Source organism: Mucilaginibacter sp. JRF (assembly GCF_015223065.1).
GTDB lineage: Bacteria > Bacteroidota > Bacteroidia > Sphingobacteriales > Sphingobacteriaceae > Mucilaginibacter.
In genome coordinates this window covers 70,086-94,019 of sequence record NZ_JADFBY010000004.1, presented here as the reverse complement: position 1 = coordinate 94,019, position 23,934 = coordinate 70,086, and the positions used below count along the sequence as shown (strand labels likewise).

Here is a 23,934-nt window from a genome sequence, read left to right as displayed (position 1 = left end):
TAATAATTAAAATGGTAAGCCTTATTGCGGGCCACCACCGCCACCACCCTGGCGCATACGGTTCATGCGTTCTTGCTGTGCTTTATCAAAAGCAGCCGCTTGTTCGGGGGTTAAAATAGCTTTAACCTGCTTGTTGGTTGAATCCATAAGCGGGCGCATTGAGCTACGGAAATCGCCACCGGCTTTGCGTAAACTATCCATCTTAGTAAACTGCGCTTTGTATATAGCGGTTACTTTGGTAGTTTGCTCATCGCTCAGTTTTAATTCAGTTTGTAGCTGTTTTGCCCTGTCTTCGGGGTTAAACCTTCTGCCGCCGCCCTGGGCGTGGCTTGCTGCCGCGATACATACAAAAAGGCAGCACATTAACAGAATTTTTTTCATGTTTTTAAGTTGTGTTACAGATGCTTGGATAAATGTACCGCCAAATAGTTTAGTTGCATCCGTGTAACTTAATTGTTGCCTTGCAGCTTTGAAATGGAGCGTTGCATCTGCGCCATCATCGCCGTCATGCTCTCCATGGTAGGCTCAGGTGTTGGCTGAGGCAACTCGGTAGATATGTAACCTTTGGCCTTCCAAATTTCCAGTACATCCTCGCCGCTTATTTCATATGGGTCATAAGCCGGATTGTCTGACATTAGTTTCAACTTTTTATTATCCTTGAATTTATTGCCGATACGTTTATATACTACACCATCATTTTTTGAGATCACCACATAGGTTTCACCGGGTTTAACCTCGGCCCAGTTATCAACATACTGGCCTATAATAATAGCGCCTGATGGCAGGGGCAGCATCGAGTCGCCTTTTATCTCGAACGCGCGGTAAGTGCCCTGGTTAAACATGGGCAGGTAGAACTTAGGCAGCTGCGCCACATATTCAGGGTCGGCATAACCATTAAGGTAGCCTGCGCTGGCTTTCATAGGTACTAACTCAATATTCTCGTTATCATCCTTATCAACCGATATGCTGAGCACCCTTAAATTAGCCGGATTGCCTTTTGGTTTTGGCGCCCATTTATCATCAATGGTTTCATTTATAAAATCATCAATGCTGATCTCAAAAAAAGCTGCTATAATTTTTAGTAAATCATATTTCGGCTCGGCACGTTGCTCCTCGTATGCACCCACTAATGATCGTTTTATACCTATCTGATCTGCAAACTGTTGCTGTGTTAAGCCTTTCTTTTTTCTGAGAAATTTAATATTTGATGAAATAATTGACATAAAATTTGGATTTACTAAAATTGTTAGTATTTTTATGCTCATAAAATTAGTAATTATTTTTTAAACAGCAAATTTTATTGTCATGAAACGCTATATTTATATCATAACCGACCGTAACCGCAACAACTTACACGTAGGCCTTTGTGCCGATTTGCTAAAAACACTGGATTTTTACAAGCAAATGCCCACCCTGTTTTTTGACAGCGCGCAGCAATTAAGCCGCCTGGTTTATTTTGAGGAGATCAACTCGGAGGAGCAGGCTATGGAACGCTTTAAATATGTAAGCACTTTTACCCGCCCGCAAAAAGAGAAAATGATAAGATCGGTAAATAAGGAGTGGATAGACCTTACCATCGGCCTCAACATGGAGCACAACATGCGCCAAAGACCAATGATGCGCCCATCATTAAGCAGCTCACGCCGTTCGGCCGTTACTTTTTAATATATAGTACGGCCATTAACCCGATATATTATTATATATTGAGTTATGAGATGTTATCCCGATAAAAACCTTATCCTATCCTGATCCCAAGCCCGGGGTCTGTTCCTATCAAATTATTGCCCACTTTGCCGAATGTAACGGCCAGCTGTTTTCGCTATTTATTTAGTGGGATAGGCAGGCTTACGGATAAAGCCGCTGTGAGGGTATGCAATACGGCGTTGCTGGCCAAAATATCGTACCTGCTGATGATGGTTTGCAAACCGAACGCATCGGTAAGTGTAACGTTACGGTTGGCGTTTACCTTAGCTAATAATGTGGTTGGCGCTATGGTAGTTAATTTCGCCTGGCCATTGCCTGTTTTTATTTGCCTCGCCAAATCAGCCGAGGTGTATTTGCCTTGTATAATATAACTCTTGACATAGTTGATAAGCGCTACCTTATTTTCGGGCTTGCGTAAGGTATCTAACACACCTACGGGTAAATCCTCAAATGCTTTGTTGGCAGGTGCCAAAACGGTAATTGGTTTTTGCGCGGTTAAGGCGCTTTTTAATCCGGCGGCATCTACCAACCCTATAAATGTCGAAAAATTGGGTGCGAACTTCAGGTTATCATAAGCCGTTTTATTTGATGCCATAATGCTGCCCTCCACATTTTTTGAGGTTACAGCAGTAGTTTGAGCAAACGTGGCCTGCGCCAAAACAAACATCAATACAAATACAAGCGCCTTAAAACGCATAAAAAATAAATTATACATATACCTAATAACTACCAGCCCGGCGTAAAGTTGAAGCCAAACACAGGTTTTTTAACATCGGTACGGTTAAATGGTATGGCAAAATATGGTTCCAATATCAGCGCGCCAAATAAATTTACACGTAATGATATACCCGCGCTTAATGCCGGTACACGCTGGTTGTTATTGTACAGCGGCGTGTTTCTATCCTCAAAGGTTTGGCCGTTAGTATCACGAACAGGCTCGCCTGTTTCATCACGCAATACATCATAACCTAAAAAGTCAGGTCCTTTTTGGAATTTGATCTGGTTGCCCGCGTTCCAGGCTAAACCGGCATCAAAAAACAGGTTCAAATCAGTAAACAAAAAGTTCGATTTTACTTGCGCCAGTTTCTCCGGACCGGTAAATGGTAGTCTTACCTCAAAGTTAGCCACCGCTATACGGCTACCCGAAAGCTGGTTAAAGCCAAAGCCATTGCTTGGCAACCTATCGGCATTGTAAAAGCTTTGCGATTCGTAACCGCGGATCAAAAACGGATAACCTACATATAACGGATACAGGTTATTCTCGCCAAACCGGCCGGTACCATACAAGCGGGCTGCAAAGGTAACAGGTGCTACACGCAGGTATTTACGTAAATCAATAGTAGGGGCGAAGAATTTGTATGTGCCGAATACATATTGCGCCTCAATGTGGTATCTAAAGCCGTTCAATGGCGCGGCAATACCAAAAAATGAGTTATCGCCTATCAAAGCCAGGCTTGAGTTTAACAACGCGAACGAGTTAAGGTTAAACCCAAAACCCAGGTTATCAACTTCGGAATTTGGAATTTTTTTGCGCTCGAAATTGTAATAGTACAATGCCGATGTGGTGGTATCTATCACATAAGTATTACGGTAGCGATCGGTACGGTAAGTGTTGTATGATGCACCTACACCCAACTGAATACGGTTGATGCGCGAGAGCGGGTAAGAGGTGAACAGGTTAACCGCGTCCTCAAAGTTACGGATGATGTAGCTGTCCTCATAATAAACCCTTTCCTGGTTGCCGTTGATCTCCTGTGTGCCAACCGCAGTATTATAAAAACCAAACTGATACGGAATATGCGATACGCTGATACCCTTATTCCAACGGCTTTTTTGGTTGATGTAGGCTATCTGCGCGCCAAAATCATATATCTGTCCGTTTACTGATGCCGCAGCATACAGTTGGTTTTGCCCCAGTATATCACTAAAAATACCTTGTATACCGCTTGAAAGACCGGTGCCGTAAAAGCTATTAACACCAATACCTATACCGCTACTTGCCAAAGCATCAAGCTTGAACATGGGTTTGTATGGTGCGCTTTTTATTGAATCGGTACGCAGGCGAGGGTAGGCCAAAAAGTTATTCAGGTTTGAGTTGATCAGATCAACACCTACCGAACGTGGCGGAGGCAACATACCCGCTGTAAAATCAACCACGCCGGTTTGCACGGTTTCGGGCTTAAAGTCGGTAGCCTTGGCGTTGTACAGGGTGTATTTTTGAGCACGGTAATACGAGTAAACAATATCATCGCTGTTTGATACACTTAACGCCGGCGAAAACTCCGTTATACCGCTGATGCCTGTAAAGTAGTTGGTCATCCTGTCGGTTTTACCGGTGGCCAGCTCGTAGCTGTACAGGTTACGGAAACCATCCTGGTTTGACAGGAAGTATATCTTACTTCCATCAGCCGAATATTGCGGGTTAAGGTTGTTAGCGCCATCAAATATCTTAATATCAGTTACCTTACCGGTAGCAATATCAAGCTCGGCAAGGTTGAAAGGAATATCCTGCGCGGTACCCTTATCGTAAGTGGTACGGTCGCTGCTGAATATTATCTTCTTGCCATCCTTTGAATAGCTTGGCTGAAAGTCTGAATATTTATCGTTAGTAAGCTGTGTTACCTTTTTAGTATCAAAGTTGTAGGAATATAGGTCGCCCTGGCCCTCGTACAAGCCCTGGAAAACAATGTTCTTACCATCGGGCGACCACGAGAGGTTACTGAACTGCTCGGCCTTGCCCATAGGTATGTTATGCCTCATGCGGCCGCTTGGCACATCAATAACCACCATTTGGTTGCGGCCTTTATTAAACACGCTAAAGGCGAACTGCTTACCATCCGGCGACCACGCGCCCGCCGATTCGATGAAGTTAAATTCATCAATGTGCGTGTTTGATATTTTGCTGGTCAGCTTCTTGATTATCCTGCCCGATTTTGCATCCGCTAAAAAGAGGTCGATACTGAACAGATCTCGCGATGATAGGAAAGTGATATACTTACCATCCGGACTAACACTTGGCGCAACGTTCATATCGCTGCCATTCTTATTATCTACTACCTTAAAGCCAATGGTTTTTTGGGCGGTGTCCTTCAGCATAGGTTTGTAGGTGGACTCGATAGAGTTCTTCCACAAGGTCGACAGGGTTTTATCATCATACCCAAATGTGCGCCTGATGCCGTATTGCAAGCCAAAACGCGCCGTGTTTTTAAAGAAAGGCACAATAACCGTATCACCATAGGTCGACCCAATGAACGACCAAAACGCCTCACCATAACGGTAAGGGAAGTATTTGTTGCTCTCCGTCAGATCTTTTACCGTTGGGATGTCCTTATTCAGATAAGCATCACGCATCCACATGGCGGTGTAAGCATCCTTTTTACCGATGGACAGGTATTCGGCCATACCCTCTATCATCCACAGCGGAATGTTGTTCAGGTTTTCGTAACTGGTTGAATCCTTACCTAACAAAATATGGTACTGAAAGGCATGTACCAACTCATGGCCCAATACGTGGCGGGTGGTGTGGTTGGTTTCCATAATAGGCATTACCACACGGTTTTTTAAGCCCTCGGTAACACCACCTGTACCCACGCTTATCTCGCCATCAATAGCGGTGGTTTGCTGAAAGTCGGGGTGGTTGTTGTATATAATGATAGGGTTAGCCCGCAAAAAGGTATCTCTGAAAACCTGCTGATGTAATGTATACCAAAGTTCATTCTCCTGCGCGAAACGGCGTATCAGGCTATCATTCTTCATGTAATAATAGATATCAAAGTGCGGCGTTTTGTACACTTTGAAATCGAGCTTTTTATAACGTACTTTATTTTGACCGAAGTACTGCGCCTTACCTTGCTGCGGGTTAAGCAACGCGAAGGCCAACATACCTAAAACCGCTAAGGTGTAGCGGGCAGTTTTACCGGTAAAAATGCAGGTGTAAAGTTTGTTCATATATGCTATGATAGGATGAAGCTAATTTACTGAAATATATAAAGTTTAGTTACTGGCGAAAAAATTATTGGCCCGGTGGCGGTGTTTCGCCACCATCCGGATTATCGGGCAGGGTGAGTGTTGGTTCTACGCCTGTGCTATCGGCACTTACGCCGGTGCTATCCGTAGCCGCGGTATCAACCCGTATGCGTGGCGATGGACACATATAATTCTTGGTGATCTTTACCCAGGGTTTAGGGAACTGCCCCTCGGTATAACCCGATTTTGGGTCGGCATAAACCATCTCCATAAACTTGCCGAATATAGGCAGCGCCGTGCGCGAGCCTTCGCCTGTTTGCGATGTTTTAAAGTGTACGCTGCGATCATCAGCGCCAACCCACACGCCTGTAACCAGATCCTTGGTGATGCCCATATACCAACCGTCCACATAGTCGGATGATGTGCCGGTTTTGCCGCCTATCTGGTTGTTCTTTTTCCAAAGGTCGTACTCCCAAAGCCCTTGCGATGTACCGCCCGGTTCTTCCATACCACCTCTGAACATGTATAGCATCAACCAGGCAGTTTCCTCGCTGATCACGCGCTCTTTCTTCAATTCAAATTCTTCGATCACATTACCCTGATGGTCGGTAATACGGGTTACCAATAGTGGGTCGAGCTTTTCGCCTTTGTTAAGGAAGGTACTGTAGGCACGCACCATCTCATATACCGATACATCGTTTGATCCTAATGATACCGATGGCACTGATTTCAGATAGCTTTCAATACCGCATTTGTGCGCGTATTCAACCACCTTATCCCAACCCACCTGCTCGGTAAGTTGCGCGGTAATTGAGTTTACCGAACGCCCCATGGCCCAGCGTAACGACATTTCGCGATACGAGAAGCTGAAATCGGCATTGTTAGGCGACCATTCCTCATCCTTACCCTCATCCTTGTAACGAATGGTTACTGGTTTATCGGTAAACTTATCGCAAGGGGTAAAGCCATTATCCAAAGCGGTAAGATAGGCAAAGGGCTTAAAGGTTGAGCCCGCCTGGCGCTTGGCCTGTATAACGTGGTCGTAATTAAAGTGCTTGTAATCAATACCGCCAACCCAAACTTTTATTTTTCCGGATGATGGTTCAAGCGTCATCATACCGGTATTGAGTATACGGGCGTAATATCTTATAGAGTCGATGCTTGAAAATGTAGTATCCTGATCGCCTTTCCAGGTAAACACACGCATCCTTTTCTTGGTATTAAAATACTCCTGAATTTTAGTGGTATCACCATTGTATTTCTTTTTCAGGATGCTGTATATAGGCAGGCGTTGCTCTGATTTCAGTATAAAATCCTTTATCTCATTGCCTTTTGAATCGCGCCAGGGGTTTTGCTTACCCCACACATTGTTGAACCTGCGCTGTAACGAGCTCATTTTATCGGCCACGGCCTCCTCGGCATATTTTTGCAGGCGCGAATCAATGGTGGTATATATTTTCAAGCCGTCCTCATATAGGTTGTAATCATTCTCTTTACACCATTTGTCCAGCCATTTTTCAACAGCACGGCGCAGGTACGAGTCGCCGTGCGAATCCTGATCTATATAACTCAGATCAAGCTTCATGGGCGCTTTGGTGTAGCGTTGCTGCTCTGCCTCGCTAATAAAGTTGTACTTGCGCATCTGGCTCAAAACCACATTACGGCGCTCGGTTGATCTTTCCGGATTACGGATGGGGTTGTAGGTAGATGTAGCCTTCAACATACCGATAAGCGTGGCCGCTTGTGCCGGGTTAACATTATCGGGCTGCTCATTAAAATATTTAAGCGTTGCCGTTTTTATACCGAACGAGTTGTTACCAAACGGCACGGTATTAAAATACATGGTGAGTATTTGCTGCTTGGTGTAAAGGTGCTCTATTTTATAAGCGGTAAGCCACTCCTTAAATTTATAGATAACGGTACCCAAACCCGGTACTTTGCTCAGTACGCCTCTCGATTTCTTTTTACGGGTGCTGAACAGGTTTTTAGCCAGCTGTTGTGTAATAGTACTGCCACCCCGGCGATCGCCTTGTGCGGTTGAGAGCATACTGCTGAAAAACGACACGAAATCAACACCACCATGACTATAAAAGCGTGAATCTTCGGTAGATATGAGGGCGTTTATGAGGTTTGGTGATATGTTTTTAAATTCAACAGGCGAACGGTTTTCTTTATAAAACTGGCCAATGAGTTTACCATCGGCGGTAAATACTTCTGAACCTACCGACATGGTTGGGGTTTTGATGTCCTCCATATCCGGCGAATAGCCAAATAACCACAAAAAGTTAAGCTCAATGGCGCAAAAAAAGATGATTACAAAGTATATAAATATTACAAGATAGCGCAGGACGCGGTACTTAATGCGTTTGAACATTTGGTAAAGATGTAAAATTATGAAGCTAAATCATAACAGGATAACAAAAATTAACAACGTAAACCAAGCCTGTAAATTTTATTCGGCGTAAATTATTTTTGCGCCGCGGGCCCGGTTTGTTGTTGCTTTGATGTGGGTTTTTCCAGATCCTGCATAAAAAGCTTGTTGGCCATGGTGCCGGTAAATACCTCAAAATCTCCGCCTTTGGCAATATCGCTGTAGTTGATGAATAGTTTATTGTAGCTGCTTTTATCAAGATTCAGGCCTTGCAGGTAAAAGTTTTTGCGGGTTATGGCCGTGCCGCCATTGGCTATTGTAAATTGTTTGTTATTGGGCAGACTGATGGTAGCCTTATCAAACTGCGGCAGGCCGATAAAATACTGTCCGCCCGGTACCAGGCTGTAAAAGCCCAGGCTATTCATGATATACCAGGCCGATATCTGCCCGTTATAATCATTGCCGCTTAAGCCCGAAGCATCAGGCGCGTACAGTTGGTTGATGATGCGGTTAATATAGCTTTGTGCTTTCTGCGGATTTTCGGTAAACGAATACAGGTAAGGCATAAAGTTATTATACAAGTACGCCACGCTGAACTGCCCCGTAAAACCATCAACATAGGTAGGATGCTCGGTAAGGGTATTGAAAAATCCGTCGAGTTTTTCCTCAAAGGCATCCTTGCCGCCCATCATATCTAACAAAACTTCCTCATCATGCGGAACCATAAAGGCGTATTGCCAGCCGTTGCCGCGCTCATAGGCCACGGTATCAACCGGCTTAAATGGTTCCTGGAATTTATCGCCTGTTTTAGCCTGAAAAAAACCGGTGGTTTTGTTGAACACATTTTTCCATGATGATGCCAGGCGGTCATATTCCGCAGCCTCATCCGTCTTTTTTAAGGATCGGGCCATTTGTGCTGCCAGCCAGTTGTAATAACTGTAATACAATGTTTTGCTTACCGAAGCCGGTTTGTCGCCGGCAATAAAGCCGTTTTGTTTAAGGCCCTCGTTATTTAAAACATCCAGCGCGGCGCGTAATTGTATATAAGCCTTATCGGCATCAAAACCTTTAATATCCTTTGCCAGTGCATCCACTATCAGCTCGTTAAAAGCCAGATCGCCGTTACCGTTGTTTACCGCCTGGTAGCTTTTTATAAAGTCGGCTACACGTTTAGGGTCGGTAAGGGTAAGCAGTTGATAGCGTGCGCCAAAGGTTGCCACAGGGTGTACGTTATAATAAGTAAAGCCCTCGGCTTTGGCTGTTTGGTTGTTGCCTGTGCTGTAGGTGCCATCGGCATCGCTGGCTATGTTTGGCGTAAGCATGGTGTGGTACATAGCAGTGTAAAACACGTTTTGCTTTAATGCGGCAAAATCAGGTAGCTTAACCACACGTGGCGATGGCCTGCCATACGGGTTATAGGTTGCAGGCGTAGCTTCTTCAACCCTTGGCATTGGCGGCGCTCCGCCTATCACTTCCATTTTGCTTAGCTCAGCAAACCATGCTGCCTTTGCTGCCTTTTGTATTTTACGCTGATCGAAATCGGGTATCTCTGCATCCAGATTCTTCAATGCTCCCGCCGCGCTTACGTGCGATAGCCCTGTGCGGATAGCCACCTCTCCCGGATCATCAAACTGTACATACATTTTAACATCAGTGCCTGATGCTTTTTTCTGTCCCACCTGCACAGCGCCATTAACCGCTATGCCATAAGTTTTAAAAGGTTTTGAAAACTTGGCGTAAAAGTAGGTTTGCCTTTGCCCGCCGCTTGTTGCTGATGTGCGCGAGCCACGCAGTTCACGGTCGTTCACCACCTCGATCTCACTGTTAATTACCTCGCCGCCATATTGCAGATCAATAATAACATTAGCCTTTGGCGCGGTCGGGAAATCGTACACCTGTAAACCGGCGCGGGTAGTGGCTGTTAGCTCAGCCTCTATCTTATTATTAAAAGCAACGGTGTAATATCCTACTGATGCCTTTTCGTACTTCTTTTTGAATGATGCGGCGCGTTTGGCCAAACTCAGTTCGGTAGTGCCGATTGTGGGCATAAACAATATCTCGCTGTGTGGTAACCCGGCGGCATCGGCATAAACGGCATGGGTAAAGCCATGTATTGTACTATCGGTATACAAATAACCATTTTGCGGCGCGCCGGTTACAGGGGTAAGCAGCACCATGCCATAAGGCGTTGCCGCGCCGGGGTAGGAGTGGCCGCTGCCTGCCGTACCTATAAAGGTATTTACAAGCGGTGTATGGTCCTTCTTTTTTTGTGCCGACGAATTAATGGCGATGAATAATAACATCGCCGCTAAGCAGGCACTGCTGTATGTAAACTTCATGGAGCTTGTTGTAGAAATTACCGTTTTTATGAACGCAAAATAAGTTGTTTATTTTATTGATACGCAAATAAAAACAGATTACGCTACAAGGTGAGTAAAAGTTTTTGCCCCAATGCTGCTTAGTTAATGGTAAAGCTGTCGGCATCCTTTAAAAAAGGTAGTGCACGGCGTGTTTTTTCCAGCTCAAAAGCGGCAATGGTAAAGGTATAAAGGTCCTCCTCATCGCGTTTGTAATAGATCACCTTGCCATTAGGATCAATGCAGGTAGAATCACCGGAGTGGTATACCTCGTTACCATCATGCCCAACACGGTTAACCGCCACCACATAGCTTTGGTTCTCTACAGCGCGGGCAGGTATCAGGGTACGCCAGTGTAAGGCACGGCGCTCGGGCCAGTTGGCTACAATAAGCAGCAGATCGTACTCGCCGTTAACGTTACGCTGCCACACCGGGAAACGCAGGTCATAGCATATCATGGGGCAAATGTTCCAGCCTTTCAGGTCAACTATCAGGCGTTTGTTGCCGGCTGTGAATTTTTCATGCTCCTTACCCAGCGCGAACAGGTGGCGCTTATCGTAATGCTCATGGCTGCCGTCGGGGCGCATCCATACCAGGCGGTTATAGTAGTGGTTGTTCTCTTTTATAATGAGGCTGCCGGTTATTACGCAATCGTACTTTTTGGCGGTGGCGGCCATCCATTGTACGGTTTTGCCATCCATCTCCTCGGCTAAAGGCTCAACATTCATGGTAAAGCCGGTGTTGAACATTTCGGGCAGAATGATCAGATCCGTCTTTTCGCGTATGTTTGATAATCGCAAACTAATGTTCTGCAAGTTCTTATCGGCATTTTCCCAGAACAGGTATCCCTGGAAAACAGTAATTTTCAGATTATCCATAGGCAAGTATAGCTTAGCCTCCGGGGCTAAATGTTATTGCAATTTGTTAAATTTTGGTTAAACTTTAATTAACCTATCAACGGCTTTATCTAAAGTTTCTTGTGTTTTGGCAAAACAAAAGCGTATCACCTTATAGTCAGTACCCTTGCTGTAAAAGGCCGATGTAGGTATGGCGGCAACACCAAACTCTTTGGTTAGGCGTATCACAAAATCAGTATCCTTTTCATCGCTTATGGCATCGTAAAATGCTGATTGAAAGTACGAACCATTACATGGCAGCAACTTAAACCTACTCTGCTCAAGCCCGGCCCTGAAGTGATCGCGCTTTTGCTGAAAAAAGCCGGGTAAGTAATTATAATGCTCCTCGTTTTTCAAGTACTCCGCAGCGGCAAACTGCATGGGGGTATTCACGCTGAACACTAAAAACTGGTGTATCTTCCTGAATTCTTTGGTGAGGTAAGCAGGGGCAATACAATAGCCCAGCTTCCACCCGGTAACATGAAAGGTTTTGCCCAGCGATGCAATGATAAAACTACGGTCGCGCAGTTCGGCATAGCGGGCCATGCTGTGGTGCGTTTGGTTATCAAATATCAGGTGCTCGTACACCTCATCACTCAAAATAAATATATCCCGGTTGCTGATGATGCTGATCAGCTGATCAATATCCTCCTTTTGCAAAATAGTAGCCGTAGGGTTGTGCGGCGAGTTCAGGATGATCATGCGGGTGCGGTTGGTGATCAGCCTTTTCACCATTTCCCAGTTTATACGATAATCGGGCGGCTCCAATTGTAACGATTTTACCAAACCACCCATCATGCGCACAGCCGGGGCATAGGCATCGTAAGCGGGTTCAAAAATGATAACCTCATCGTTCGGGTTTATCACCGTGCTGATAGCGGTGTAGATAGCCTGCGTGCCTCCAGCGGTGATGGTTATCTCTGTATCCGGATCATATTTACCACCGTATAGCTTTTCGGTTTTAGCGGCTATTACTTCACGCAGGCTCATTAAACCGGCCATGGGGGCGTATTGGTTATGGCCTTGCTGCATGGCGTGGCTAACCAGCTCCTTTAGTTCGGCAGGGCAATCATAATCAGGAAAACCCTGCGACAAATTGATAGCCCCCAACTCGGCAGCCAATGCCGACATGGTGGTGAATATAGTGGTGCCCGTTTGCGGCAGTTTTGATATTATAGGTATCATCAGTGGCTAAAATAGCGCAATAACTAAATTATTTGCTTAATTGTTGATAAAATGTGGTGTTAATTGTCCACCGTATCATGGTTCAATGTCAGGTTCGGGTAATAAGCCGATGCCCGCTTTACAACCTGCGGGTGCTTATGTTTCAGCTTTAAGGTTTAATAACTACTTTAGTGGTATGAAGCCTGTAAAACTCCTGGCCGCGCTTGCCGTGGCTACAACCATTATATCGTGCCAGCAAAAAAATAAAAGCAATACTGTACCCGTAGTTGGATTTGTTGATGCCTTTGAGGATGCTACCATAGCCCAGGCCCGTACCGGCTTTACCGACGCGTTAAAAAAAGGCGGCTTTAGCGAGGATGCCCATACCGTTAAAATAGAATACCGCAACGCCCAGGGCGATATACCACAGCTTACACAGATAGTGAATTACTATGTTAGCGAACAGGTTGACGTGTTGGCTACATCAACCACACTATCAACCGTAACGGCATTGCAAAAAAGCAAGACCATCCCCGTATTTGCCATGGTATCGCCCATACCCGAGCGCATGAAGGTGCTTGATGCCAATGGCAAGGCCCCGGCTAACCTGTTCGGCGCGCTGGAGGATCTGAATTATATTGATACCTCATTCTCCATCATACCTAAAATATTAAAACCCAAAGCCGGCGTTAAGCTGGTGGTAGGCATGATATATAACCAGGCCGAACCACAATCGGCCGACGCGATGGAGCGCATAAAAGTTTTGGCCGCCAAGCTGAATGTGAATTTGGTAGCATTGCCGTTGAACAATTCATCCGAAGCGCCGCTGGTAACGCAATCATTATTAGCCAAGGGCATTGACGCTTTTTTCGCTAACCCCGATAATACCGTATTTGCTGCCTTTGAAACCATTAAAAAGAATTGCGATGCCAAAAATGTACCCATATTTACCAGCGAGGCCGGTTTGGTTCAGCGTGGCGCGGTAGCTGCTTTTGGTGCCGATATTTACCAATGGGGATACCAGGCAGGCGAGCAGGCTGCTCAGTATCTTAAAACACACAAAACCGATGGCCTGAAGCCCGAACTGGTAAAGATCAGGAAACGGGTTTATAATGCCGGGGTGGCTAAAAAATACAAGCTTACCTTACCATCAAATTTTGAAGCGATAAAATAGATGGATTTTTACCTTACCGCTTTATTGCAGGGTTTATGTTTCTCGGGCATAGCGCTGGGTATCTATATCTCCATGAAGATATTTAACATACCCGATATTACTACCGATGGCAGCTACACACTGGGCGGGGTGGTTACGGCTATATTGCTAACCCATCAGCAACCGGTATATATTGTTTTACCCGCGGTGATACTGGCCGGAGCCTTAGCTGGAGCCATAACCGGACTGATACACACCCGCCTGAAGGTTAACCCGCTGCTTGCCGGTATTTTGGTGATGACAGCTCTTTACTCGGTAAACCTTACCCTGATGGGGCGATCAAACATCCCGCTGGTAGGTTCTAAAACTTTGTTTGATAAATTGCCGCTGCTGGCTGATCCTAATCAGAACACAGGTATCATATTATCGATGGTTGTGTTATTGATAACCTTACTGATAGGCTATCTGCTTAAAACAGACTTCGGCCTGGCCATGCGGGCTACGGGCAACAGCGAAACTATGATACGCGCCCTCGGCGTAAATACCAATAGCATGAAGATTGCTGGCTTAGCCTTAGCTAACGGATTGATAGCACTTAGCAGCTACCTCATGACGCAGTTTCAGGGCTTTGCCGATATTAATATGGGTATAGGCATCGTAATTACCGGTCTTGGCTCTGTAATTATTGCCGAAACCATTATCAATTGGCTGCGTATTACTTCGGCATGGCTGAGCCTGGCGCTGGTTATAGCGGGTGCCATAGCCTTCCAGATGGTGCTGGCGGTAACACTAAGCATAGGCGTTGATGCTAATCTGCTTAAACTGGTTACCGCGGTATTTGTACTGCTGATAGTTAGCCTGCCACGTTTATCTTTCAATAAAAATTAATGATAGCCCTTAATACCGTACATAAAGTATTTAATAAAGGCAAAGCCAGCGCGGTTACGGCCATCAATAATATATCGCTCAATATTGCACCGGGCGAGTTTGTGGTGGTGGTAGGCTCAAATGGTTCAGGTAAAACTACGTTGCTTAATTTGGTTGCCGGTAGTATTTTTACGGACGCGGGCAGCATACACATTGATGGTAATGATGTTACCCGCATGGCCGATCATCAGCGCAGCAAATGGGTGGCACGTGTATTCCAAAATCCGCTAAGCGGTACCGCGCCCGATCTGAGTATTATTGACAACTTCAGGCTGGCAGCCATACGTACCCAACGCAAAGGACTATCAATAGGGGTAACGGGGAATTTTAGGGAGAAAGTGAGGCAACATATCGCCATTTTGGGAATGAGCCTCGAAAACAAACTGGAACAACCAATGGGTACCCTATCCGGCGGGCAGCGGCAGGCGCTCACCCTGGTAATGAGTGTAATGGATAGCTGTAAAGTACTATTGCTTGATGAACCTACAGCAGCCCTCGATCCACGCTCGGCAGATACCGTAATGCGCACTGCTGATAAGCTAATCCACGATTTTAAACTCACTTCTGTACTCATCACGCATAATTTAAAGGACGCTTACCAGTACGGTTCGCGCATTATACAGATGAATGAGGGCGCAATTCTGCGCGATATCTCAGGCGACGACAAGGGCCGCTTATCTCAAAATGAAATTTTTAACTGGTTTTCTTGAGGCTGCCTTAAAAATGGCAAAGTTATTGTATTCTTCTAATCACTATGAAGAACAATGAATTTGTAATGATAACAGACGCCTACCAATTGGTTAAGGGCGCTAAGATAAGAGGTAAGAAACAGGAAGAAGTTTTTGAGCTTGGCCACTATGATCCTGACAAACGCGGTTATACCGTTTACCCTTTTGAAGAAGGGGTAATGTACAAGGATTTCAGCGTAATGGTATCAGAGAACGAGCTGAAGAACAACTACCTGATAGAAGCTGTAAAAAGCAAAGCCATTGATGCCGGCGTAGCTAACGCTACTGAGCTTTTTGCTGATATAAATAACTTGAAAAGTGCCTGAGTTAGTTAACGCTCAGGTTTGAAATAAAAAAGAGATTGTCACCCCTGGTTAATGCCGGATGTGTGTAAAGTTGAGGAAGTTTTTGTGATAGTAGAAATATTCCGGCAACCGATGGTGACTTTATTAATTGATCGCGATAAGTGCGGAGTGGATTTTGATCAATAGCAGGTGTGCGTATGGTAATGTGTTAGGACGATTACGCGCCCGATCCGGAGCAGTTGAGTGAGAGAGATTAAGTGAGAGAGCAGTGAAAGAGAGAGTGGATCTGCGCAGTGGGTTTGATTGTGAAGTAGATGTGATGAATGGATAAAGTGAAGAATGATTGATCAAAGTGATTATTAGTATCGTGAACAAAAAAAGAAAAGGCGCTTAAATTTTAAGCGCCTTTCTTATTTCATTATGTTTTGATGATGTAATTAAACCGAGAAGCTTTCGCCGCAGCCGCAGGTGCGGGTAGCATTAGGGTTATGAAAATTGAACCCCTTGCCATTTAATCCATCCGAAAAATCAAGCTCAGTGCCGGCCAGGTATAAAAACGATTTCATATCCAGGGCCATGCGCACGCCTTTATCTTCAAAAAACTGGTCGCCTTTTTTCTCCTCGTTATCAAAATCAAGGTTGTATGATAAGCCTGAGCATCCACCACCCTGCACCGATACACGTAAAAAATACGAGGCATCAAGCCCGGCGTTTTGTATCAGGTCATCAATCTTACTTTTAGCTTTATCAGTTACGGTTACCATTGTTAGTTGTTAATAGTGAGTAGTGAGTTTTTTTAATTATCAAAAGCAAGTAGAGGGTAGTTGACATTAATGCCACTCTCTACTCACTATTCATTACTCACTAAATTTTAGTGGTGCGATTTTTCTAATTCAATTGGCTCTAAGCCGTTTTTAACGCGGTAATCGTTAATGGCAGCTTTAATAGCGTCCTCGGCTAATACCGAGCAGTGAATTTTTACTGGTGGCAGGGCAAGTTCTTCAACTATGTCCATATTATCAATAGCCATAGCATCGTCAATGCTTTTACCTTTTAACCACTCAGTAGCTAATGATGATGACGCGATAGCCGAACCGCAACCAAAGGTTTTGAATTTAGCATCGGTAATAACGTTGTTATCGTCAACCTCAATTTGCAAGCGCATAACGTCGCCACACTCAGGGGCACCAACAAGACCGGTACCTACTTTATGGCTGCTTTTATCTAATGTACCCACGTTGCGCGGGTTGGTGTAATGATCAATTACTTTATCTGAATATGCCATTGTCTTTTTAATTATTGAGTTATTGAGTTTTTGAATTATTGATTAATTCATCACTCACTATATAATTTACTTATCGTTTAGCATCTGCACATTTGCGCATCTGCATATTTTCACATCTTCTTAGTGTTCTGCCCACTCAATTGAGTTAAGGTCGATGCCTTCTTGAAACATTTCCCAAAGTGGTGAAAGTTCGCGAAGGTGGGTAACCGCTTTTTTAGTTACCTCGATGGCGTAATCAACTTCCTCGTCAGTAGTGAAACGGCCCAAACCAAAACGTATTGATGAATGCGCCAGATCGTCTGACAGGCCTAAGCTTTTCAGTACGTATGATGGCTCAAGCGATGCCGAAGTACAAGCAGAACCTGATGATACCGCCAGATCTTTCATGGCCATCATCAAACCTTCGCCCTCAACGTATTTGAATGATATGTTGGCTACGTGTGGTAAACGGTATTGTACGTTGCCATTTACATAGCTTTCTTCCAGTTCGCTTAATGATGCCTCTAATCTATCGCGCAATGCTGATAAACGTTGAGCTTCTGAATCCATCTCCAAACGGGCTAATTCGCAAGCTTTACCCAGGCCAACAATACCCGGTACGTTCAAAGTGCCCGAACGCATGCCACGCTCGTGACCACCGCCGTCCATTTGTGCTGTAACCTTAACACGAGGGCCTTTACGGCGTACGTATAAAGCGCCAACACCTTTAGGGCCGTACATTTTGTGGGCCGAAAGTGCTAACAGGTCAATACCATCAGCGTTAACATCAACCGGAATTTTACCTACGGCTTGTGTAGCGTCTGTCATGAACAGGGCGCCATGCTTGTGCGCTATGGCTGCAATTTCTTTAACTGGCTGTACAACGCCGATCTCGTTATTGCCATACATGATAGATACCAGGATGGTTTCAGGAGTGATGCTTTGCTCAAGCAGTTCAAGGTCAACCAAACCGTCCTCTTTAACAGGTAGGTAAGTAACCTTGCCGCCCAGTTTTTCAACGTGTTTACAAGCGTCAAGCACAGCTTTATGCTCAGTAACCGCGGTGATGATGTGGTTACCTTTATCCTTATACATTTCAAACACACCCTTAATAGCCAGGTTGTCTGACTCGGTAGCGCCTGATGTAAAGATGATCTCTTTCTCGGTAGCGCCAATCAGTTTGGCAACCTGCTCGCGGGCATAATCAACACCTTCTTCGGCTACCCAGCCAAAGTGGTGGTTACGGCTTGCGGCATTACCAAACTTTTGCGTAAAATATGGTATCATAGCTTCAAGCACCCTGGGGTCCATGGGCGTTGTAGCGTTGTTATCTAAATAAATCGGTAAGTTCATTGTATCAGTTTAACAATACAAAGATATACAAATAATTTATTTAAAATTGTTCGCTCACTGTCATAAACAAGTGCGCAGGTAGACTATTTTTTGAACTTAAACCATCAATAAATTGAATAAGAAAACATTAGCGCTTATAAGTGCCGTAGCAATACTCTCCGCTTGCGAACCTCCTGCCCAAAAAACTGAGCAGGCGCAAACTGATACTACGATAAAGGATACCACCGTAAATATCCCGGTTAAAACATCTCCGCCCAAAGCTGCAGTTCTGGCTAAAAAAATAAAGGGAGAATGGGTTTCAACAGAAGATGAAACCGGTAATGTTACTTTTGTAATTGATGATAATACCTTTATGTACCCCGACCATGATATGGACACTCAATATAAATATAAGTGGAAAGGGGATAGCATAAATATTGATTATAATGATGAGGTGTTAACTTTTAAAGTATCATTTAAAGGTGATACATTGGTTTTGGCAGATCAGTCGGCCACAACATATTATACACGCATGAAGCAATGATTCAAAAACGTGGAAAACTTTTTGTGTTAATGTTTTATAATCAAAATAAGATCACTATATTTGCGCCTCTTTTATAAGGAAAGTATAAAGTAATGAAAAAAGATCTGCATCCGTCAAATTATAGATTAGTGGTTTTTAAAGATATGTCTAACGAGTATTCTTTCATCACTAAATCATGCATCGATACCCGTGAAACAGTTCAGTGGGAAGATGGTAACGAATATCCATTGGTGAAATTAGAGATCTCTCACACTTCACACCCTTTCTATACCGGTAAGATGAAGTTGGTAGATACTGCTGGTCGTATCGATAAATTCCGTAGCCGTTACAACAAAAAGTAATTGCTCGTTTAAAATATTTGTAAGTCCCGGCTTAGCAGTCGGGACTTTTTTTATTTTTGCGCCATGGCAATTATCCTGTTTGACGATAACGCACAAAATACCCTATTACCGCTTACCTACACCCGGCCTGTTGCCAACCTGCGCATAGGTATACTCACTATTGATGAAAAGTGGGCCAAATACTTAGGCCAGGCATACTCATACCTCACCCGCGATTATTTGCAGGGAAAGTTCCAACTCGATATTCAAAGTCAAAATATATTCATCAATGGCTCCGTTTGCCCTGATGATAGTTTGGTTGAGGCTATTGATAAACTTACCAATGGTGAGGCTTTAAAGGCAGGCAATGTGCTTATTGCCTTAAAGTTGGACGAAACCGGCGCTAAAAGTTTTACCCCGGCCGGTAATTTTGATAGCGTAAAAGAATATACCCAGCCATACGTCGCCATAAATTACACCGAAGATATTTTCAGGAACAACGGCATCGAACTTAAAAAGGATTTCGCGCTGTTAACCAAAGGCCGTGCAAGCGCTGCCATAAGCGCCACCAATACTATAATTGGCGATAGTAGTCAGTTTTTTGCTGAAGAAAGCGCCGTGGCCGAATGCGCTACATTCAATACCAAATTCGGCCCCATCTATCTGGCTGCCGATACCGAGGTTTGGGAAGGCGCTAACATACGCGGTGGCTTTGCTTTATGTAGTCACTCGCAGGTTAAAATGGGTACTAAAATTTATGGGGCTACAACGGTTGGCCCGCATTCGCGCGTTGGCGGCGAGATCAATAACGCCGTAATATGGGGTTATACCTCTAAAGGCCACGAGGGTTACCTGGGTAACTCGGTGCTGGGCGAGTGGTGCAACATAGGTGCCGACTCCAACAACTCCAACCTTAAAAATAATTATGCCGAGGTTAAGCTGTGGGATTATACCAGCCAGCGTTTCCGCCGTACGGGTTTGCAGTTTTGCGGCCTCATTATGGGCGATCATTCAAAATGCGGCATCAATACCATGTTTAACACCGGTACGGTGGTAGGCGTAAGCGCCAATGTGTATGGTGCCGGATATCCGCGTAACTTTGTGGCTGATTTTGCCTGGGGCGGCGCGCAGGGTTTTGAAACTTACGGGTTGAAAAAGGTGTTTGAAACTACCGAAAAGGTATTTGAACGCAAAGAGGGCCGCGATTTTAACCAAATTGAAAAGGATATACTAACTAACGTTTTTGAACTGACCGAACAATTCAGGCGTTTTTAATTGTAATACATAACATAAAATATCATGAGAAAAAAAATTGTTGCCGGTAACTGGAAAATGAACCTTGATTATAACGAGGGTTTAAGCCTTTTTTCAGAGGTTATCAACATTATAAAAGATGAAGTAACCGGTACTCAGGAAGCCGTTGTTTGCAGTCCGTTTATTCACCTGCACAGCCTGGTACAGTTAGCTAAAGGTTATGATAAGGTATCGGTAGGCGCGCAAAACGCACACCAGGCCGAAAGCGGTGCTTATACCGGCGAGATATCAGCAAAGCAAATTAAATCAGTAGGTGCTGAGTATGTTATATTAGGTCACTCAGAGCGTCGCCAGTATTTTGGTGAAACCAACGAGCTGTTGGCTAAAAAAACTGATACTGCCCTGGCCAATGGTTTAAAACCGATATTCTGTATTGGCGAAACCTTGCAGGAGCGTGAGGCTAATACCCATTTTGATATCATCAAATCGCAACTGGTTGAAGGTGTTTTCCATTTAGATGAAACGGCTTTCGGCAAACTGGTTATCGCTTATGAGCCTGTTTGGGCTATCGGTACCGGTGTAACCGCAACTTCAGATCAGGCGCAGGAGATACACGCCTTTATCCGTAAGGAAATTGCCGCTAAATACGGCCAGCCGGTTGCTGATGCTACAACCATACTTTACGGCGGTAGCTGTAACCCTAAAAATGCCGGCGAACTGTTTGCACAAGCAGACATCGACGGTGGTTTGATCGGCGGCGCGTCACTAAAATCGCGCGATTTTGCCGATATAGTTAAGGTGTTTAATTAATAGTGATTGGAGGTTGGTGGTTAGAGATTAGTAATGAAATAATAAATGTATTCTTAACTGATCTCCAACCACTAATCACTAACCTCTCACTACTAACCACTATCCCCAATGGATTATTATGAGATAGATTTTACCCTGCCCGCGGCGGAGGATTATCAGCGCGATTTGCTGATTGATGCCCTGGCCGGTTTGGGTTGCGATACTTTTGAGGAAACCGAAACAGGTTTTAAGGCTTATATCCCATCGGCTGAGTTTGATCAGAGTGTTATTGACGAGCAGTTAGCTGCCTATAACGGGGTGGTTGATTACAGCTATCAGGTAAACCTCATCCCACAAAAAAACTGGAACGAGGCCTGGGAAAGTAACTTTGAGCCGATAGAGATCCAGGATAAGATATTTGTTCGGGCTACTTTTCATCAGCCTAAAGAGGGCTTTCCGTATGAGATAGTGATCGACCCGAAGATGGCCTTTGGTACCGGTCATCATCAAACCACATCAATGATGCTGAAGCTGATGCTGAGCGAGGGCTTTGCAGGCAAGCAGGTGTTGGATATGGGTTGTGGTACAGGTATACTGGCCATTATGGCCTCAAAATTGGGTGCCGATCAGGTAATGGCTATTGATTACGACCCGGTTTGTTACGATAGCACCATCGAAAACGCTACGCTTAACCATGCGGATAGTATACAGGCGCTTTGCGGCTCGAAAGAGGTGATACCCGATGCGCAGTACGATGTAATACTGGCCAACATAAACCGCAACATACTGCTCGACCAAATGGCCAGCTATGCCGGTGTGTTGAAACCGGGTGGTGTTATATTTTTTAGCGGATTTTATGAATCGCCTGATCTGGATATAATAAAAGAGGCCGCCGCGGCGTATAGATTAACATATACACGCCACCTAACCCGTAACGATTGGGTGGCAGCGCGTTTTATTATGCGTTAATTTATGTTAAAATTAAGATAGCGTAAGTTCAAACAGATAATTTTTTTGTTTATTTGTAAACCGCCATCTTTAAATAATAATTAATAAATGAGGGTTCATTTTATTGCGATAGGAGGGAGCGCCATGCATAACCTCGCCATCGCCTTACATAAAAAAGGTTTTGCCGTTAGTGGGTCTGACGACCACATATTTGAACCCTCAGCATCCCGGTTAGCCAAATACGGCTTATTGCCGGAGCACGAAGGATGGTATCCCGAAAAAATTACAACTGAACTTGATGCCGTAATTTTAGGCATGCACGCCCGTGTTGATAATCCTGAATTGCTTAAGGCGCAGGAGCTGGGCGTCACCATATACTCATACCCCGATTATATTTACGAGCAATCAAAAAATAAGCTGCGTGTAGTTATTGGTGGCAGTCATGGTAAAACATCCATCACCTCCATGATACTGCATGTGTTGCAGCACGAGGATATGAAGTTTGATTACCTGGTAGGCGCGCAACTGGATGGTTTTGAAACCATGGTAGGCTTAAGCGATGATGCGCCGCTTATTGTTATAGAAGGCGATGAATACCTGGCTTCACCTATCGACAGGCGACCTAAGTTCCATATCTACAAGGCTGATATTGGTGTTATAAGCGGCATAGCGTGGGATCATATCAACGTATTCCCTACGTTTAAAAGCTATACCGATCAGTTCAAGATATTTATTGAAACCATACAACCCGGCGGTTCGCTGATTTACTGCGAAGCTGATGAGGTGCTGAAACAAACCGTTGCCGAAACAGCTACGGATGCTAAGGTATATCCTTACAACTTACCACAGTTCACCATTGAAAATGGCGTTACAAATATTGTTTTTGAGAATAATATTTACCCACTTCAAGTGTTTGGTGAGCATAATTTGTTGAACATTCAGGCAGCGCAAAACGTGTGCGCGCAGCTTAATATTAGTGCCGAAAGGTTCTACACGGCCATTAGTTCATTCAAAGGGGCGGCACGCAGGCTGGAATTGCTCGGTAAAACTGAAACAGCTAATATTTATAAGGATTTCGCGCATTCGCCATCAAAATTAAAGGCCACTATACACGCCGTTAAGGCTCAATTTACAGGCCGTAAGCTTATTGCCGCTATAGAGTTACACACATTTAGCAGTTTAAAAAAAGATTTTTTGGCCGAGTACAGCGGTACAATGACCGAGGCTGATATAGCTATTGTGTTTATTGATAAGCGCACATTTGAGCAAAAAAATATGGAACCATATAGTGAAGAAGTTGTGAAAAGTGCTTTTTCGCGCCAGGATCTCATATTTTTTAATGAGCCAAAAATATTATTAAAATACTTAGAGGATATTAATATAACCAACGCTAATTTGCTGTTAATGAGTTCAGGAAATTTTGGCGGTGTAGATTTAGTTATGTTGAAAAATAATTTATTAAAATTATAATATCCTGTTGGTATTTGATGAAAAAATGTTATAACTTTATTAACTATTGAGAAAACCCGCACCCTTAATTGAACAATTAAAAAAATGAAAACACTGGGAAAAAAAATCAGGCTGCTACGCCATCAAAAAGGATGGAGCCAGGAAGATGTTGCAAAAAAATTAGACATATCAATTCCCGCATTTTCAAAGATCGAAACAGGTATTACCGACATTAACCTTTCAAGGCTTGAGCAAATAGCCACTCTGTTTGAAATGTCTGTAGTACAATTACTTACGTTTAACGACACTCAGGAGGAGCAAAAGTTTGCAAGCGAACTTGAAAACATCCATAAAAAACTGACTGAGCGCGAAACGGAAGTTATCGATCTCCAGAAAAAGGTGATTGAACTTTTTGAAGAGCTACGCTTAAAAAAAGTTACAGCATAATAAAAGCCCGGCAAGC

23 protein-coding genes are annotated in these 23,934 nt (G+C 44.3%); 12 read left to right on the top strand and 11 right to left on the bottom strand.

Going from position 1 to position 23,934, the window contains the following annotated elements; translation table 11 throughout:
- Positions 1-21: 21 nt before the first annotated feature.
- The gene (locus IM792_RS11750; RefSeq protein ID WP_194102061.1) at positions 22-381 is read right to left on the bottom strand and encodes a hypothetical protein; all 360 of its coding nucleotides are present in this window, start codon (positions 379-381) and stop codon (positions 22-24) included.
- Positions 382-449: 68 nt separating this feature from the next.
- Positions 450-1,223 (bottom strand): LexA family transcriptional regulator, encoded by a 774-nt coding sequence (locus tag IM792_RS11745; RefSeq protein WP_194102060.1) that lies wholly within the window; start codon positions 1,221-1,223, stop codon positions 450-452.
- An 82-nt stretch (positions 1,224-1,305) separates the two neighbouring features.
- Here IM792_RS11745 and IM792_RS11740 point away from each other — a divergent pair, with 82 nt between their 5' ends.
- Positions 1,306-1,665, top strand: a complete 360-nt coding sequence (locus tag IM792_RS11740) for a GIY-YIG nuclease family protein (protein ID WP_194102059.1) — start codon at positions 1,306-1,308, stop codon at positions 1,663-1,665.
- A 154-nt stretch (positions 1,666-1,819) separates the two neighbouring features.
- Here the strand turns inward: IM792_RS11740 and IM792_RS11735 are convergent, their stop codons facing one another.
- From IM792_RS11735 to IM792_RS11710, 6 genes are all read right to left on the bottom strand, one after another.
- Positions 1,820-2,419, bottom strand: coding sequence for a fasciclin domain-containing protein (locus IM792_RS11735; RefSeq protein WP_194102058.1), 600 nt, complete (start codon positions 2,417-2,419; stop codon positions 1,820-1,822).
- Positions 2,420-2,430: 11 nt separating this feature from the next.
- Positions 2,431-5,652 carry a DPP IV N-terminal domain-containing protein gene (locus tag IM792_RS11730; RefSeq protein ID WP_228085053.1) on the bottom strand — a complete coding sequence of 1,074 codons (3,222 nt, stop codon included), beginning with the start codon at positions 5,650-5,652 and terminating at the stop codon, positions 2,431-2,433.
- A 64-nt stretch (positions 5,653-5,716) separates the two neighbouring features.
- Positions 5,717-8,044 (bottom strand): transglycosylase domain-containing protein, encoded by a 2,328-nt coding sequence (locus IM792_RS11725; RefSeq protein ID WP_194102057.1) that lies wholly within the window; start codon positions 8,042-8,044, stop codon positions 5,717-5,719.
- Between the two features lie 92 nt (positions 8,045-8,136).
- On the bottom strand, positions 8,137-10,380 hold the full coding sequence (locus tag IM792_RS11720) for a GH92 family glycosyl hydrolase (protein ID WP_194102056.1): 2,244 nt from the start codon (positions 10,378-10,380) through the stop codon (positions 8,137-8,139).
- A 119-nt stretch (positions 10,381-10,499) separates the two neighbouring features.
- Positions 10,500-11,276 (bottom strand): amidohydrolase, encoded by a 777-nt coding sequence (locus IM792_RS11715; RefSeq protein ID WP_194102055.1) that lies wholly within the window; start codon positions 11,274-11,276, stop codon positions 10,500-10,502.
- A 57-nt stretch (positions 11,277-11,333) separates the two neighbouring features.
- Positions 11,334-12,479 (bottom strand): methionine aminotransferase, encoded by a 1,146-nt coding sequence (locus IM792_RS11710; protein WP_194102054.1) that lies wholly within the window; start codon positions 12,477-12,479, stop codon positions 11,334-11,336.
- A gap of 175 nt (positions 12,480-12,654) precedes the next feature.
- Between IM792_RS11710 and IM792_RS11705 the strand changes: the two genes are divergently transcribed.
- From IM792_RS11705 to IM792_RS11690, 4 genes are read left to right on the top strand one after another with little or no spacing between them, the layout of a single operon-like run.
- Positions 12,655-13,632: an ABC transporter substrate-binding protein gene (locus IM792_RS11705; protein WP_194102053.1), complete on the top strand. Its 978-nt coding sequence runs from the start codon at positions 12,655-12,657 to the stop codon at positions 13,630-13,632.
- On the top strand, positions 13,633-14,499 hold the full coding sequence (locus IM792_RS11700; RefSeq protein ID WP_194102052.1) for an ABC transporter permease: 867 nt from the start codon (positions 13,633-13,635) through the stop codon (positions 14,497-14,499).
- Complete coding sequence (locus tag IM792_RS11695) at positions 14,499-15,248, top strand: ATP-binding cassette domain-containing protein (protein WP_194102051.1); 750 nt, start codon at positions 14,499-14,501, stop codon at positions 15,246-15,248. Before IM792_RS11700 ends, IM792_RS11695 begins: the two co-directional genes overlap by 1 nt.
- Before the next feature lie 44 nt (positions 15,249-15,292).
- Complete coding sequence (locus IM792_RS11690; protein ID WP_194102050.1) at positions 15,293-15,592, top strand: hypothetical protein; 300 nt, start codon at positions 15,293-15,295, stop codon at positions 15,590-15,592.
- Positions 15,593-16,008: 416 nt separating this feature from the next.
- Here IM792_RS11690 and IM792_RS11685 read toward each other — a convergent pair whose 3' ends face one another.
- From IM792_RS11685 to IM792_RS11675, 3 genes are all read right to left on the bottom strand, one after another.
- Positions 16,009-16,335 (bottom strand): iron-sulfur cluster assembly accessory protein, encoded by a 327-nt coding sequence (locus tag IM792_RS11685; protein WP_194102049.1) that lies wholly within the window; start codon positions 16,333-16,335, stop codon positions 16,009-16,011.
- Between the two features lie 107 nt (positions 16,336-16,442).
- Positions 16,443-16,856, bottom strand: a complete 414-nt coding sequence (iscU, locus tag IM792_RS11680) for a Fe-S cluster assembly scaffold IscU (protein ID WP_194102048.1) — start codon at positions 16,854-16,856, stop codon at positions 16,443-16,445.
- Between the two features lie 120 nt (positions 16,857-16,976).
- Positions 16,977-18,188, bottom strand: a complete 1,212-nt coding sequence (locus tag IM792_RS11675; RefSeq protein WP_194102047.1) for an IscS subfamily cysteine desulfurase — start codon at positions 18,186-18,188, stop codon at positions 16,977-16,979.
- Positions 18,189-18,300: 112 nt separating this feature from the next.
- Between IM792_RS11675 and IM792_RS11670 the strand changes: the two genes are divergently transcribed.
- The 7 genes from IM792_RS11670 to IM792_RS11640 all read left to right on the top strand — a co-directional run bounded on the left by IM792_RS11670 (position 18,301) and on the right by IM792_RS11640 (position 23,918).
- Complete coding sequence (locus IM792_RS11670; protein ID WP_194102046.1) at positions 18,301-18,711, top strand: hypothetical protein; 411 nt, start codon at positions 18,301-18,303, stop codon at positions 18,709-18,711.
- A 92-nt stretch (positions 18,712-18,803) separates the two neighbouring features.
- Positions 18,804-19,052 (top strand): type B 50S ribosomal protein L31, encoded by a 249-nt coding sequence (locus IM792_RS11665; protein WP_194102045.1) that lies wholly within the window; start codon positions 18,804-18,806, stop codon positions 19,050-19,052.
- Positions 19,053-19,115: 63 nt separating this feature from the next.
- A complete protein-coding gene (locus tag IM792_RS11660) occupies positions 19,116-20,306 on the top strand; it encodes a putative sugar nucleotidyl transferase (protein WP_194102044.1) in 1,191 nt (396 codons plus the stop codon).
- Positions 20,307-20,330: 24 nt separating this feature from the next.
- The gene (gene tpiA, locus IM792_RS11655; protein ID WP_194102043.1) at positions 20,331-21,095 is read left to right on the top strand and encodes a triose-phosphate isomerase; all 765 of its coding nucleotides are present in this window, start codon (positions 20,331-20,333) and stop codon (positions 21,093-21,095) included.
- A gap of 108 nt (positions 21,096-21,203) precedes the next feature.
- Positions 21,204-22,043: a 50S ribosomal protein L11 methyltransferase gene (prmA, locus tag IM792_RS11650; RefSeq protein ID WP_194102042.1), complete on the top strand. Its 840-nt coding sequence runs from the start codon at positions 21,204-21,206 to the stop codon at positions 22,041-22,043.
- An 87-nt stretch (positions 22,044-22,130) separates the two neighbouring features.
- Positions 22,131-23,492: a Mur ligase family protein gene (locus IM792_RS11645; RefSeq protein WP_194102041.1), complete on the top strand. Its 1,362-nt coding sequence runs from the start codon at positions 22,131-22,133 to the stop codon at positions 23,490-23,492.
- An 84-nt stretch (positions 23,493-23,576) separates the two neighbouring features.
- Positions 23,577-23,918 (top strand): helix-turn-helix transcriptional regulator, encoded by a 342-nt coding sequence (locus IM792_RS11640; protein ID WP_194102040.1) that lies wholly within the window; start codon positions 23,577-23,579, stop codon positions 23,916-23,918.
- Positions 23,919-23,934 lie beyond the last annotated feature (16 nt).

Coding starts and splice junctions, on each gene's coding strand:
- tpiA (WP_194102043.1), top strand. CDS start 20,331: ATGAGAAAAAAAATTGTTGCCGGTAACTGGAAAATGAACCTTGATTAT.
- IM792_RS11685 (WP_194102049.1), bottom strand. CDS start 16,335: ATGGTAACCGTAACTGATAAAGCTAAAAGTAAGATTGATGACCTGATA.
- IM792_RS11725 (WP_194102057.1), bottom strand. CDS start 8,044: ATGTTCAAACGCATTAAGTACCGCGTCCTGCGCTATCTTGTAATATTT.
- IM792_RS11645 (WP_194102041.1), top strand. CDS start 22,131: ATGAGGGTTCATTTTATTGCGATAGGAGGGAGCGCCATGCATAACCTC.
- iscU (WP_194102048.1), bottom strand. CDS start 16,856: ATGGCATATTCAGATAAAGTAATTGATCATTACACCAACCCGCGCAAC.
- IM792_RS11665 (WP_194102045.1), top strand. CDS start 18,804: ATGAAAAAAGATCTGCATCCGTCAAATTATAGATTAGTGGTTTTTAAA.
- IM792_RS11660 (WP_194102044.1), top strand. CDS start 19,116: ATGGCAATTATCCTGTTTGACGATAACGCACAAAATACCCTATTACCG.
- IM792_RS11640 (WP_194102040.1), top strand. CDS start 23,577: ATGAAAACACTGGGAAAAAAAATCAGGCTGCTACGCCATCAAAAAGGA.
- IM792_RS11735 (WP_194102058.1), bottom strand. CDS start 2,419: ATGTATAATTTATTTTTTATGCGTTTTAAGGCGCTTGTATTTGTATTG.
- IM792_RS11700 (WP_194102052.1), top strand. CDS start 13,633: ATGGATTTTTACCTTACCGCTTTATTGCAGGGTTTATGTTTCTCGGGC.
- IM792_RS11695 (WP_194102051.1), top strand. CDS start 14,499: ATGATAGCCCTTAATACCGTACATAAAGTATTTAATAAAGGCAAAGCC.
- IM792_RS11720 (WP_194102056.1), bottom strand. CDS start 10,380: ATGAAGTTTACATACAGCAGTGCCTGCTTAGCGGCGATGTTATTATTC.
- IM792_RS11730 (WP_228085053.1), bottom strand. CDS start 5,652: ATGAACAAACTTTACACCTGCATTTTTACCGGTAAAACTGCCCGCTAC.
- IM792_RS11750 (WP_194102061.1), bottom strand. CDS start 381: ATGAAAAAAATTCTGTTAATGTGCTGCCTTTTTGTATGTATCGCGGCA.
- IM792_RS11705 (WP_194102053.1), top strand. CDS start 12,655: ATGAAGCCTGTAAAACTCCTGGCCGCGCTTGCCGTGGCTACAACCATT.
- IM792_RS11710 (WP_194102054.1), bottom strand. CDS start 12,479: ATGATACCTATAATATCAAAACTGCCGCAAACGGGCACCACTATATTC.
- IM792_RS11745 (WP_194102060.1), bottom strand. CDS start 1,223: ATGTCAATTATTTCATCAAATATTAAATTTCTCAGAAAAAAGAAAGGC.
- IM792_RS11715 (WP_194102055.1), bottom strand. CDS start 11,276: ATGGATAATCTGAAAATTACTGTTTTCCAGGGATACCTGTTCTGGGAA.
- IM792_RS11690 (WP_194102050.1), top strand. CDS start 15,293: ATGAAGAACAATGAATTTGTAATGATAACAGACGCCTACCAATTGGTT.
- prmA (WP_194102042.1), top strand. CDS start 21,204: ATGGATTATTATGAGATAGATTTTACCCTGCCCGCGGCGGAGGATTAT.
- IM792_RS11675 (WP_194102047.1), bottom strand. CDS start 18,188: ATGAACTTACCGATTTATTTAGATAACAACGCTACAACGCCCATGGAC.
- IM792_RS11740 (WP_194102059.1), top strand. CDS start 1,306: ATGAAACGCTATATTTATATCATAACCGACCGTAACCGCAACAACTTA.